The organism is Mesorhizobium sp. M0870, assembly GCF_040319775.1.
Lineage (GTDB): Bacteria > Pseudomonadota > Alphaproteobacteria > Rhizobiales > Rhizobiaceae > Mesorhizobium.
The window spans coordinates 33,733-45,110 of the sequence record NZ_JAMYOI010000024.1; the positions used below are offsets into that span (position 1 = coordinate 33,733).

Below are 11,378 nucleotides of genomic sequence, written 5' to 3' on the forward strand. Positions count from 1 at the left end.
GAATTCTCGATGACCAACACTTTCCACACCGTTACGGTTGAAAGGGCCGCCGAAGCCTATGTTCTGTCCAGAGGCAGGTCCAACTTCCTCTCGATCGCACAGGCAATCCGCGCCATCCGAACACTCATGCCAGCATGCAGGGCTACCGACCGCGAGTTGGAGGAGTTGCTGGCAGCGGCATCCATCATTCACGGTGTGCCCGTAGCTTTCGATGCAAAAACAGCCGATGGCGTAGAACCACGGCTCCATTCGTAGGCCACATATGCCCGCGCTCGCGCTGGGGCCTACCTTGTCGGACGTTCGCCAAGCGATTGTCCGGCACTTGATCGGCAATGTCGGCAGGCCGTGCATTTCGATATCCGAGGTTAGCCACGCTGTAAGGGGAACATTTCCGCTTTGCGAACTCACGGATTGGGAACTTGGCGATCTCATTGCGCGAAGCGCGATCGACGCGGGATTTGCGATTGAGTTCGATGCGGCGGATCCCTAGGACGCCTGTCGAGGCTCAATAGCGGAACAGCCACTTTAGCCATGTGGCTCCCAATCACGGACGGTCAGATTGCAGTCCGATGATGCCCGTCAGCAATGCGCCAAACCGAAGACTCGGCTTATGCCTACTCTCCGCGTCGTAGAGGTGAAAGCCCTCTACCTCTATTAGCACATCGTCCGATTGACTCGCCTGCGCGATATAAGTGGGCGTAAATCTTGTGACCACCGGCTTCGACGAGAAAATCGCTAGGTTGCTGATCTCTACGTTGAGGTTCTGGACTGTCTGCAGGCCTTCCTGAACATCGCCGTGAATTCATTGCTGGTTCTGGTTCACTAGGACACGCAGATCATCAAAGGCTTTCCGTTGCTGCGCGTCGAGCTGACCAAACGTCTTGTCGAGAGAATCGGCGAATGAGCGACAAGGTCGCTGATTAGGGCCTGGGAAGAGAGGCGCGGGCCGTCTCTCCTCGGCAAGCCGCCGCAGGCGGGTTCCCTCATTCTTTGCTTTGCTTTGCTTTGTGTTGGTCGCCGCCGAATGGGCACTAGTGACCCCTGGGCCTCAACTTGGCAGGGTGTGGTTCTCAATCAGCAGCTAGAATAATTTTGTCTCACCAATATTATCTGTGGAAAGTCTAGTTGTACCATTTCATCTTCGTAGTAGGCGTGATCCCTGTGGAGGTGGGAAGATGGGGGAAATCATGAAAGTTTTCGTTCGGGGCTCGCTAGGAGTTTGCGTTGCTCTTTCGAGTTGCGCCAGCGTTCCGAAGTTGCCAACCGAAGTCGGTCTACTTCGCATCTCAGACATTGTCGACAACATCCGGTGCGACCTGAAAGACGGACGCGACGGGCGGCCCAAGGCAAAGCCTCCAATCGGGCCTGCTACCTTCCTGACCGACAAGGGAAAGTGGAATGCGGCAGTTGAACTGTCGCTGAATGTCGTAGCGACGGGCGGCGGAGACGGCAGTGCCGGAAACGAGGTACCCTACATTCCGCAGACAGGCACGTTTGCATTGGCGACAAACGCCACCGGAACCGCAGACAGGATGGTGGGCTACAAGTTCACCATAGGCTTGGGTCAAAAGGACGATATCAAGTGCGACACACCAACCGTCAACGAAAGGCGCGCGCACGGTTCTCGGCTTACCGGAAACCTGGGAATCGCGAACTGGCTTGCACAGGTCCAGGATTCTTACGCGGATACAAAGACGCCGCCAGATTCAGTTTCGTACGTGATGGGTTTTACGCTGGACGAAGGCGCGTCGGCGAGCGTGAAGATCATCACGATACCATTCGACACAGGGCAGGCCAGCCTGGGCATCGGCTGGAAAACTACGTGGAAGGACGTCAATAAAATCTCTATCGTGTTCGCTCCCAAGCCCGAAGAGAAGCCTAAAGCCGCGCCGGCGCCCGCGCGCGCGACCAAGCTGCCTGAAGGCCAGCACGAGAAGAATCCTCCTGCTCCGCCGCCGGTCGATCCTGCTGCCAAGGAGAAACTGCTAAACGACCTGAACTTGCTTCTGCTCCAGAAAAGCTTGGGTCAATAGGTGGGGCATTCGGGCTGAGGAACTGCAAAATTTACCCTCTAAGCTGCCGGTCCGCCGATTTGGGCACCGACCGGTGTCGGGCCGGCGTCCCACATTGGGCCGCATGGCTCGCAGTATCTGCAATAAGCCAAAGGATGAGAAACCCTCAGGTAGTTCCTATATCGGGATCACGAAGCGGTGCAGTCAGCGAGCAGGGGAAGGCGGCAATTCGTGCTTCTGCGGCGGTATGTTTCAAGGTAAGTAACGCTTGTACCTCAATTCCTTAGGGGGCGGGTTCTCGCGATCACACGCACATTTGCAGAGGAAACGATGGCTAAAGACGATCATCCGAAATTTTCCATCAATATCGATGGCGTACATTTTGAGGCGGCCAGTGAAAGCATGACCGGGGCTGAACTGAAACAGCTTGCCGGAAAAGATCAGCAATATCAGTTGTTCCTTGAGGGGCACGGCCATGACGCCGACCGGCAGATCGGCGACGGCGAGGGAGTCGCGCTGAAGAACGGCATGCACTTCTATACGGTTCCGCCTGCGACGTTTGGCTGATGTCCATCCTCGCCCGTCATTTCGAAGACTTCAATAAAAGATACCCCAATGCGACCCTTGAGGAGCAAGCGGGTGGGACGGCGGTCGTCAGTTTGCCGGCGGTGCGCCTTCCACCGGGGTGGAACAAGGCCGCGGTCGATGTGAAGTTCGTGGTTCCCGGCGGATATCCGCAGGCGGCACCTGACTGTTTTTGGACGGAGCCGGCTCTCGCGCTCGCTCACGGTGGAGCTCCGCAAAATACCGGCCAGCAGGCTACTCCAGGAATACCGTCAGAGTGGCTCTGGTTTTCCTGGCATCCTTCCACGTGGCAACCCAACAGCGATAACCTGCACACCTATTTGAACGTGATCCGGCGGCGACTCGGCGAGGCCAAATGAATCGGCTGGTCTTTGCCGCAGGCGGGTGGTCGGCGCTTCGCGACGACCTTCTTGCGCATTCCCCGATTGAGACAGCGGCTGCGCTGATCGTCGCGGGTGGCCGCTTCGATGGCGGCATGCGACTGGTTGTCCGGGACGTCATCCTCCCCGGCCCGGACGACTATATGACCCGTAGTTCGGTCGAGGCGACTTTGACGCCCGCGTTTCTTGCCAGTGTGCTCAAACGGGGGCGCCAGGACCGTGTCGGCGTTATTCTGGCTCATTCGCATCCGATGCAAGAGGAACTCGCCTTCTCGCGGGTCGACGATGCGTCGCAGAAGATTTTGGCGCCCGTCCAGCATTTTCGATGCCCATCCGGGCCGCATGGTTTCCTCGTCGCCGGGCCGACAGGGTTCCGGGGAAGATTATTTGATGCCGAGGGGGAAACCCTATTTACGATCGACCGCATCCAAGAAGTCGACCGCGATGTCCGCACATACGAAAGGGAATCCGGTATTCGCAATCAGGCGCCCCTGTCGGACGTGTTCGACCGCAATGTTCGGGCCTTCGGCCTTGAGGGTCAACGGATACTCAACGGCCTTACTGTCGCCATCGTCGGCGTCGGCGGCACCGGATCCGTGGTGGTTGAAGAACTCGCGCGGCTGGGTGTTGGCCGCTTCCTCCTGATAGACCCGGAGGAGGTGGAACCGACCAATCTCAACCGTCTGCTCGGAGCCACGCCAGGCGATGTTGGCCAGCCGAAGGTCTTGATAGCGCGCGCTGCCGTGCAACGTGCGCAAGGCGAGATGGCCGTTGAGGCGATCGCAGATACGGTCATAGATGAACCCGTAGCAAGAGCTTTGCTCGATAGCGATTTCGTGATGTGCTGCACAGACTCCCATGGCAGCCGGGCTGTCCTGAACCAAATGGCCTACCAGTATCGCCTTCCTATGATCGATGTCGGCGTACGTATCGACGCCCGCGATGAGATCGTCACGGCAATGTCGACTCGCGTGCAGATGCTCGCCGAGCCGCTCGCCTGCCTCAACTGCCATCCTCTTCTCAATCCCGTTTCCGTGCGCCGCGACCTTCTGACTGACGTTCGGTCTGATCCGTATTTTGTCGGCCATTTTGAACCGCAACCGGCCGTAATCTCTCTCAATGCCGCAACGTCTTCGATGGCTGTCTCAATGTTCCTATCGGCGGTCACCGGCTTTCCTGGCTCGGCACGCCACCTAGTCGGACGACCCATCGATGGATCGGTGCGGCCCGTCAGTTCGGTACCGGACCCGAACTGCATCGTTTGTTCCCGGGGCAACGCGCTGGCCAAAGGAGATAGTTGGCCCATGATCTGGCGTCGTCATGAAGGCTGAGGAGCGCACAATGGTCCTGGTCGATGGCGGAACGGTCGACAGGCGGCCCTTTGACAGCCGACAACTCGCGCTCAAGAAGCTACAATCGCCCGCGGATCTTACCGACGGCAGCGCCCGTGCATTAATCGTGCTCGCCGGTGCGTTATCGTCGCAGACGGATCGACAAGATCTTGTTAAGCGCTTGCGTCTTCTCGCCGCTCCTGCCGCAGCGCGGGGCGTTTTCATCGTTGTCGTGGCGAAGTCGGGCGACGAGGCGAGCGCAATGGCTGTCGCGAGGTCAGGTGCAGGTCAGCTGGCGCAGTGGGCCCAGCCTCCCGGAGTCGTGTTGCAGCAACTGGTCGTGCTTGCGGATTCTCATGGGGATCGGATCGCGGAACTCTGTGCTCGCTGCCGTTGCGGGCCGTCGAGCAATGACAGTCTTGCGATCCGCAGCAAGAACGGTGCCCCGCTACTAGAACCATTGTCGCTCGAGCTCGAGTTGCTATTCCGACGTGCTTTTCACGACTACCCGGCGATACACATTTCTAAGGAGAATGGCGGCAAATCCTCAGCGTCCGTGTGGAAGGTCGAAACACAGGGTCTGGAGCAGCACACGCCATTCATCGTCAAATCGGGCGGCGCAGCGGAGATGGAGGAGCATATCAAGACCTACAGGGATGTCGTCGCCGACCGAATTCCCTTTCGAGGATGCGCCCCTTTATGCCTGGAGCGATGCGTGTTGGGGGCCAGTTCACAGTTGGCTGTGTCCCGCTTCGTCGAACACGCTGTGCGCCTAGACTATGTCGTGCCGGAAAGGGACGTCAACGCCGTCGTCCAGGCAATCTATCAACAGTGTTGGGCCGGTGGCGAGACCGGCCCGAAAAGAAGAAGCTCGATTTGCTTCCGGAGTTCCTGCCCGTGATAAGGCAGGAGCAATACCTGAAGGGGCTCGAACGCACCTACAAAGACCTCAGCCATGCCGGTTACGGAGGCCCTTCGCCGCATGATTTGTTTGACCGCCTCGCCAACTTGCCGGTAGAGGACCACTTGATGTGCCGGGCCCATGACGATCTCAATCTGCGCAACGTGTTCGTATGCGGCCAGGACGCCGAGGCGGTTCTGATCGATTTCACACGAGCGGCCAAGCGCCCGCTTTCGCACGACGTTGCGCGCTTGGAGTTGGGCCTTGGCTTCGATCCCGACCTGCAGGCAACTCAACGGATTCCGACCGATGTGCTCGAAGATTTCTATAGCGGTAACCTGTTCGCTGTCTCGCTCGAACATCTTCTCAAGGGCAAGGCCGCATCCCATCGGCTCAATGCGATCACGGCCTTGCGCTCGACAATCCTCGATGAGGGGCAGGTCCACTCCGTCGACCTGCGACGGGAATATACAATAGCGATCTGCGTAGGGCTGCTTTATTATGCGAAAGCCAAGAACGGGGACGCCAGCACTGCCTACCAGTGCGCCGGCAACCTTCTCGAACGTGTAACAAACCCCTCGCTTTGGTAAGGGTCTGGAGTTCCATTGTTGCTCAGGAAATCGTACGCGGTCCATTTCAAAGGCTCGGTTGAACGCCAGTCTGAGGCCATCAACTTGGTCGAACGGCCGGGCGACGTCGTGCTGGTGGAACGTGGCGTCCCGCGTGCCTTCGTAATGAAGTGCCCTGATGGTTGCGGAGACGTGTTAACAGTCAATCTCGATCGTCGTGCCGGGCCTGCTTGGCGTTTCTACCGGCGCGAAGATGGCTTGACTTTGTTCCCCTCGGTCTGGAGGGACACCGGCTGCGGCGCCCATTTCATCGTCTGGGACGACACTATACACTGGACCAACGACAAATGGTCTCTTCGGCGCAATCCATCCCTTGAAGCCGTCGTGGAAGCTGTCCTGACCAACGAGTTGGTGAGCTTCGTCGACATAGCTGCAGTGCTCGACGAAGTGCCTTGGTCGGTTCTTGATGCGTGCCGGTCGCTTGTGGATGCTGGCAAAGCGATCGAAGAAACCAAGCAGAGGCAGGCAAGCTTCCGGCGGGCACCCGCGACGGCAGGCTGACGGACCATGGCCGACCAAGAGCCGACTGCTGTCGAAGATAAAAAGCCTGTGCAGGTGGCGCCCAAGCGCCGGGAAGCCGCTGAGACCGAGAGCAACGGCCACGCGGAGAGCACTGTATCAGAAGGGTTCATCACGGTCGCCGACCTGGCGCGCGGCCTCTACGACCATGAGGGGCACGAATCCTTGCGAGACCGTGGGCGGCGGTATCACCCGTTTGCCTATGATTTCGACTCCAATCCGTTGAGTCTCGACGATCCGAGCGAGCACTGGGAGGAGAAAGTGAAGGCGCTCCATATCGAGAACCGCAACAAGGCGATTAAGAGGCTCAAGGCTGAGTACGGCGAACGCCGCCATGCGCAAGTGATCCAGGACACTAAGGACCTTGGCGCAAAGGCGTTCTCCATCGTCAGTTATCATAACCTGATGCATGAACAGGCGCGCCGCGCCTTTGTATCAGGGCTCTACTTCCCAGCCTTGGTCGCTGCGTGCGCCCTCGGCGAGCGCATCCTGAACCACCTCATCCTGGACCTTCGGGATTACTACAAAGCGTCGCCGCACTACCGCCGTGTCTATCGCAGCGAGTCTTTCGATGACTGGCGGTTCGCCGTACGCGTGCTGGAAGACTGGGGCGTGCTCTTGCCTGATGTGGGGATAGCTTTCATGGAGCTCGCGACGCTGCGCAACCGCTCGGTCCACTTTAATCCCGCGACCTACTCCACAATGCGGGAGGACGCTCTATCGGCATTGATAACGCTCGGCCGCATCATCCAACTGCAGTTTGGCGGGTTCGGCCGGCAACCATGGTTTATCGAAAACACGCCCGGCGCGCAGTTCATCAAGCGGACATACGAGGACGTTCCCTTCGTAAGGAGTTATATCGTGCCCTTGAGCGGATTTGTCGGCGTAGAGTACGGCATGGACCTCACGGAACAGGGTTGGCGTCATCTCGACTACCATGACTATGGCCCGGGTGATGTCGACGACTCCGAGTATGCGTGTCTCTACCGTGAGCGGGATCACAACAAAGTGGTTACGCGCGAGATGGTGGAGCGCGCTGCACGGGCGCAGACAACGGCCGCGGCCGAGGAAGGGGCGTAAAGCGCTCGTCCCGAAGGCTGCCGCGCCCGAGGTATAATCTCCACAGTGTCGGTTCCGCCGCGATTTGGCGCCTCGGAGTGGAGCCCGAAATCGCTGCGAATGCGCAGCGAAGCGAATTGATATTATTATGGGCAATGACCGTTATCGGGGTTTCGCTATTTACGAGCGGCCGAAAGGGCGTCGGTTCCTTATAGGCAGCTTTCTATCCAATCGCGGCCGAAACCGGACGGACCGCAGTCGGCCTAATACAAGTCATTCGCTCGTGCCTCCGCGATGACATTTCTTGGCGCCCCCAATCTTCTAAGCCTGCAACGTTCACTGCATCGCACGGGCGCGTATATTGGGTATCTTCAATATTCTGAAACGTCACGCCATCCTGCTTCCGTTTAACAAAACTCGGAGGCTGCGCCCATGACACCGACGAAGCTCCTTGTCGGTCAGATAGTCGTTGTGTTCGCCATCGTCATTCTCGGCGTATGGACAGCGACTCAATGGTGCGCCCAAACTTTAGATTATCAGCCGCAACTCGGACCCCCATGGTTTGTCGCAGCCGGATGGCCGATCTACAAGCCGTGGCAACTGTTCGAGTGGTGGTTCCATTTCGACGCATACGCGCCCGAGGTCTTCGACACGGCCGGGATGCTCGCGGCCACCACAGGCTTCATGGGCTGCGCGGCCGCCATCGCTGGCTCCCTCTGGCGTGCGCGGCAGAGGGGGCTGGTCACCACCTATGGTTCCTCACGATGGGCCGCGGTTCGGGAAATCGAGAAGGCAGGCCTGTTTCAGCCGACCGGCGTTTTCCTTGGCAAACTGAAGGATCACTATCTGCGCCATGACGGGCCGGAACACGTCATGGCCTTTGCGCCGACACGTTCGGGCAAGGGCGTCGGATTGGTCGTTCCAACTCTTCTTTCCTGGACCGGCTCGGCCGTCATTCACGACATCAAGGGCGAGAACTGGCAGCTGACCTCCGGCTGGCGGTCGATGTTCTCGTACTCCCTTTTGTTCAACCCGACTGATCCAAGGTCGGCGCGGTACAACCCGCTGCTGGAAGTGCGCAGGGGCTCAGATGAGATCCGCGACGTTCAGAACATCGCCGACATTCTCGTCGATCCGGAAGGCGCGCTGGAGCGGCGGAATCATTGGGAGAAGACTAGTCATTCACTCTTGGTCGGGGCCATCTTGCACGTGCTCTACGCCGAAGAAGAAAAGACGCTCGCCCGCGTCGCCACTTTCCTGTCGGATCCGCAACGCTCGTTTGCCACGACACTGCTGCGGATGATGACCACCAACCACCTCGGCACGGCGGACAAACCTCGGGTCCATCCCGTCGTGGCCTCGGCGGCTCGCGAGGTGCTTAACAAATCAGAGAACGAGCGCTCAGGCGTTCTCTCGACCGCCATGTCGTTTCTCGGTCTCTATCGTGATCCGACCGTGGCCGCGGCAACATCGGCCTGCGACTGGCGCATTGCCGATCTCATGGATGCGGAACGACCGATGTCGCTCTATCTAGTGGTGCCGCCATCGGATATCTCGCGCACCAAGCCACTGGTGCGACTGGTGCTCAATCAGATCGGCAGGCGACTGACGGAGCGGCTGGAAGGTGACCCGAAGAAGAGCCGCAAGTACCAACTGCTAATGATGCTGGACGAATTTCCGGCTCTTGGCCGCCTCGACTTCTTCGAGACCGCGCTCGCCTTCATGGCGGGTTACGGCATCCGCGCCTATCTGATCGCGCAATCCTTGAACCAGATCTCCAAAGCCTATGGCGAGAACAACGCCATTCTCGACAATTGCCATGTGCGCATTGCCTTTTCCTCCAACGACGAGCGCACGGCCAAACGCATCTCGGATGCGCTCGGTACGGCGACGGAACTCAGGTCCATGCGCAACTACGCCGGCCACCGGCTGGCGCCCTGGCTCTCGCACGTCATGGTCAGTCGCCAGGAGACCGCTCGCCCGCTGCTGACGCCTGGCGAGGTGCTGCAGTTGCCGCAAGCTGACGAATTAATCCTTGTTTCGGGGTTGCCGCCGATCCGCGCCCAGAAGTTGCGTTATTATCAGGATCCGAATTTCACCGAACGGGTGCTGCCGGCGCCGGTGTTGCGCGACGGTCTGTACGCGGACTGTCCTGCGTCGCGCCCCGACGATTGGAGCGGACTAGTCCGCAGTGTTGACCGCCGTCTCGCTGCCGATGACGAAAACGCCGGCGAGGCAATCGAAGAAGAGGGCGGCGTGCAACAGCAGCGTCATCCAGGCCTGCCTGAAGAACACGTTGTCGTCTCTCAGGAGCCTGATCAAGACGACCTCTTCAATCTGGCGGACGATGACGCCGAGGCACTCGCAGACAAGCGCGTCATGGACCGGGTTTCCACCGCAGCCAGCGCCTACGGTATCAACGAGGGAAGGGGCGACGACAAGGACATCATCCCCGGCTTCTAAGCGCTTTCGCAGCTCAGGCGTAGCTCAGCGTAGATAACGCCCATAAGCGATTTTGCGGATCTCGACGATGTTCGTTGCCGCCGCCGGCGCATCAGGCCGGCCAGTCGGAACGAGCCCCATGAAGCCGCATCGCATTCGCCACCAGTTTCTGCTCGAACCCGCGTTAAGCGCGAAGCTGGAAACCCTCAGTAGCAACCCGTCGACCACAAAATCGGCGATCGTCGCGAAAGCGGTCGAGGCCTTCATCGAACGGCGTGGTGAAAACGAGCTCGACCAGCGCTACGGCAAGCGGCTGGACCGTCTTTCCCGCGATCTCGACCATGTCAGGCGCGACGCCGAAATAACTCTGGAGAGCCTGGCGCTCTTAATCCGCTTTTCAATCACGCTTCATGCGCACACGCCAATTCCGGATCGGGCGACACAGGCGATCGCCCAAGAGCGCTTTGACAAATTCGTCGAGCAGGTCGGTCGCCAGATAGCCTCCGGGAAGCGCTCGCTTGGTTACGGCAATGGCAACGGAGGCGAAGGATGAACTCTCATCCCGCAGCGGACCACCGCCGCCGAGCCATGCTGCGCACAGCCATGGGCGCCGCGATCACCGAGGCCCTTGCCGATCCGACCGTCATCGAGGTGATGGTCAACCCCGACGGCGCGCTGAGGCTCGACCGGTTGGGAGAAGGCCGGGTCGATACAGGCGTGCATATGCATCCTGCCGAGGCGGAACGCATCATCCGGCTCGTCGCCTCCCATGTACGCGCCGAGGCGCATGCAGATAGTCCGATTGTCAGTGCCGAATTGCCATCAGGCGAGCGCTTCGAGGGTCTGCTACCGCCGGTCGTGCTGGCGCCATGCTTCGCCATCCGCAAACCGGCGGCAAAACTCTACACGCTGGCCAACTACGTCGCCGATCGCGTCATGCTCCCGCTGCAGGCTGATGCCCTGAGGAAGGCAGTGCGCGAGCGGCGCAACATCCTGGTCGCCGGCGGCACATCGTCGGGCAAAACGACACTTACCAATGCTCTACTGGCAGAAGTCGCCGAATGCGATGAGCGGGTGATCCTGATTGAGGACACCCGCGAGCTGCAATGCGCGGCCAAGGACTGCGTTGCCATGAGGACGAGGCGGGGCTCCATCACACTCGCCGATCTCGTACGCTCGACCTTACGGCTGAGGCCCGACCGCATCATCGTCGGCGAAGTCAGAGGCGCGGAAGCGCTCGATTTGCTGAAGGCATGGAACACCGGACATCCCGGCGGCATTGCCACCGTTCACGCCAATTCGGCACGCTCCGCACTCTATCGTATTGAGCAGCTCGCCCAGGAAGCCGTTGTCACCGTTCCCCGCCGGCTGATCGCCGATGCCGTCGACTTGGTCATCTTTATTGCCGGAAGAGGACCCGCGCGCCGCGTTGACGCGATCGCCGAGGTCACGGGTCTCGACGGCAGCGGCGATTACGCCGTCACCCCGCTCACACTTCCGCAACTCCAGCAGCTCTGAAA

The 11,378-nt window shown here is 59.6% G+C and carries 12 protein-coding genes; all 12 read left to right on the plus strand.

All coding sequences use genetic code 11. The features are described from left to right. The first annotated feature begins 9 nt into the window (after nucleotides 1-9). The 12 genes from NKH97_RS24660 (at nucleotide 10) to trbB (ending at nucleotide 11,376) form a co-directional block, all read left to right on the plus strand. On the plus strand, nucleotides 10-255 hold the full coding sequence (locus NKH97_RS24660) for a hypothetical protein (RefSeq protein WP_023750593.1): 246 nt from the start codon (nucleotides 10-12) through the stop codon (nucleotides 253-255). 920 nt (nucleotides 256-1,175) lie between these two features. Continuing rightward, complete coding sequence (locus NKH97_RS24665; protein ID WP_023750595.1) at nucleotides 1,176-2,033, plus strand: hypothetical protein; 858 nt, start codon at nucleotides 1,176-1,178, stop codon at nucleotides 2,031-2,033. A 309-nt stretch (nucleotides 2,034-2,342) separates the two neighbouring features. Further along, nucleotides 2,343-2,579: a multiubiquitin domain-containing protein gene (locus tag NKH97_RS24670; RefSeq protein WP_023750596.1), complete on the plus strand. Its 237-nt coding sequence runs from the start codon at nucleotides 2,343-2,345 to the stop codon at nucleotides 2,577-2,579. After that, on the plus strand, nucleotides 2,579-2,956 hold the full coding sequence (locus NKH97_RS24675) for an E2/UBC family protein (protein ID WP_031245464.1): 378 nt from the start codon (nucleotides 2,579-2,581) through the stop codon (nucleotides 2,954-2,956). The genes NKH97_RS24670 and NKH97_RS24675 overlap by 1 nt, the downstream gene beginning before the upstream one ends. Next, nucleotides 2,953-4,308 carry a ThiF family adenylyltransferase gene (locus NKH97_RS24680; protein WP_352609743.1) on the plus strand — a complete coding sequence of 452 codons (1,356 nt, stop codon included), beginning with the start codon at nucleotides 2,953-2,955 and terminating at the stop codon, nucleotides 4,306-4,308. The genes NKH97_RS24675 and NKH97_RS24680 overlap by 4 nt, the downstream gene beginning before the upstream one ends. A gap of 10 nt (nucleotides 4,309-4,318) precedes the next feature. After that, nucleotides 4,319-5,209: a hypothetical protein gene (locus NKH97_RS24685; protein WP_352798969.1), complete on the plus strand. Its 891-nt coding sequence runs from the start codon at nucleotides 4,319-4,321 to the stop codon at nucleotides 5,207-5,209. Then, nucleotides 5,140-5,799 carry a phosphotransferase gene (locus NKH97_RS24690; RefSeq protein ID WP_352798970.1) on the plus strand — a complete coding sequence of 220 codons (660 nt, stop codon included), beginning with the start codon at nucleotides 5,140-5,142 and terminating at the stop codon, nucleotides 5,797-5,799. The genes NKH97_RS24685 and NKH97_RS24690 overlap by 70 nt, the downstream gene beginning before the upstream one ends. Nucleotides 5,800-5,817: 18 nt before the next feature. Then, nucleotides 5,818-6,339 (plus strand): ubiquitination-like system serine protease family protein, encoded by a 522-nt coding sequence (locus tag NKH97_RS24695; RefSeq protein ID WP_156936517.1) that lies wholly within the window; start codon nucleotides 5,818-5,820, stop codon nucleotides 6,337-6,339. Between the two features lie 6 nt (nucleotides 6,340-6,345). Continuing rightward, complete coding sequence (locus tag NKH97_RS24700) at nucleotides 6,346-7,437, plus strand: hypothetical protein (protein ID WP_352798972.1); 1,092 nt, start codon at nucleotides 6,346-6,348, stop codon at nucleotides 7,435-7,437. A gap of 411 nt (nucleotides 7,438-7,848) precedes the next feature. Next, nucleotides 7,849-9,879 (plus strand): conjugal transfer protein TraG, encoded by a 2,031-nt coding sequence (locus tag NKH97_RS24705; protein WP_352798973.1) that lies wholly within the window; start codon nucleotides 7,849-7,851, stop codon nucleotides 9,877-9,879. A 118-nt stretch (nucleotides 9,880-9,997) separates the two neighbouring features. Continuing rightward, nucleotides 9,998-10,411, plus strand: a complete 414-nt coding sequence (locus NKH97_RS24710) for a hypothetical protein (RefSeq protein WP_023750603.1) — start codon at nucleotides 9,998-10,000, stop codon at nucleotides 10,409-10,411. Then, nucleotides 10,408-11,376, plus strand: coding sequence for a P-type conjugative transfer ATPase TrbB (gene trbB / locus NKH97_RS24715; RefSeq protein WP_352695792.1), 969 nt, complete (start codon nucleotides 10,408-10,410; stop codon nucleotides 11,374-11,376). Before NKH97_RS24710 ends, trbB begins: the two co-directional genes overlap by 4 nt. Nucleotides 11,377-11,378 lie beyond the last annotated feature (2 nt).